This is a genomic window from Mycobacterium sp. E3305, from assembly GCF_001666785.1.
Classification (GTDB): domain Bacteria; phylum Actinomycetota; class Actinomycetes; order Mycobacteriales; family Mycobacteriaceae; genus Mycobacterium.
In genome coordinates, this window is record NZ_LZJA01000274.1 from 1 (window position 1) to 576 (window position 576).

Annotated in this window: 1 protein-coding gene; it reads left to right on the plus strand. The window is 67.9% G+C overall.

Annotation, left to right across the window (positions count from 1 at the left end; translation table 11 throughout):
• Positions 1 to 576, plus strand: a 576-nt coding sequence (locus tag A5701_RS23915) for a cutinase family protein (RefSeq protein ID WP_067760195.1), incomplete at both ends; no start/stop codon positions are given.

The window sequence follows — 576 nt, forward strand, 5'->3', positions numbered from 1 at the left end:
TGTCCGGACGTGCAGGTGGTGTTCGCCCGCGGCACCGGTGAAGCCCCCGGAGTCGGGCCCACCGGCCAGGCCTTCGTCGACGCGCTGCACTCGCGCGTGGGCGCCAAGTCGTTCGACGTCTACCCGGTCAACTACCCCGCCAGCGACCAATGGGACACCGGCATCGACGGCGTCAGAGACGCTGGCGCCCACGTCGTTTCGATGGCCCACGACTGCCCCAACACCAAAATGGTGCTCGGCGGCTACTCCCAGGGCGCAGCCGTCATGGGCTTCGTCACCTCCCCCTCGGTACCCGACGGCATCGACCCCAACACCGTCCCCAAGCCCCTCGACCCCACCGTCGCCAGCCACGTGTCCTCGGTCGTGCTCTTCGGCATGCCCAACGTGCGCGCCATGAACTTCCTCGGCGAACCCCCCGTCGTCATCGGCCCTACCTTCGCCGACAAGACCATCAAGGTCTGCGCCACCGAAGACCCGGTCTGTTCCGACGGCATGAACTTCTCCGCCCACAACACCTACGCCGACGACGGCGCCATGATCGACAAGGGCGTCGCCTTCGCCTCCAGCCACCTCGAC